1 pseudogene is annotated in these 589 nt (G+C 40.2%); it reads right to left on the bottom strand.

What is annotated here, in order from left to right:
- Positions 1-589 (bottom strand): annotated as a pseudogene (gene basE / locus GBI16_RS18315) ((2,3-dihydroxybenzoyl)adenylate synthase BasE); the annotation flags it as partial.

Genomic DNA, 589 nt, shown 5'->3' with positions numbered 1-589 from the left:
TAACCGTGTATTCGAGTTTAAACCGCAAATCTCGGCACTGGCCCGCACACTATAGTCGTAGTCATTATGCGTTCTTGGAATAAGTTTTGGTGTTCCCGTACTTCCACCTGACAACTGAAAGAAAGCAACTTCATCAGCAGGTGTAGATGAAAAATCGACAAAGGTCTTTGCTGGTGTTTCAATCCAGTCTAATAGTCCGAAATCGGTAGCTTGATGATTAAGCATCAAAATAATTTCAGGACTTAAATTTACTTCATGAAGTGAGTCAATAAATTGATTATTGCTAAAGACTTCATGCTGACGAGAACCAATTAAAAGCTTAGGTTGAATCTGTTTAATAAAGGCATTTAGTTCATATTGGCGATGACTATATAGCGCATTGAGCACAACCACGCCTGCCTTAAGCAAGGCAAAAAAGACAATATAAAACTCTGCAACATTGGGAAGCTGTACTAAAGCAGTATCACCCTTGCCCAAGCCTTTTTCAGCTAGTCGAGAAGCTAAATTTGTTGATAGCTGGTCCAGCTCGATATAACTCAACTGACGTTCACCACAAATAATTGCCGGCGAATGCGGATACGATTGAACC

Origin of the sequence: Acinetobacter sp. TUM15064 (assembly GCF_008980265.1) — a bacterium.
Classification (GTDB): Bacteria; Pseudomonadota; Gammaproteobacteria; order Pseudomonadales; family Moraxellaceae; genus Acinetobacter.
This window is presented reverse-complemented; position numbering and strand designations above follow the sequence as displayed.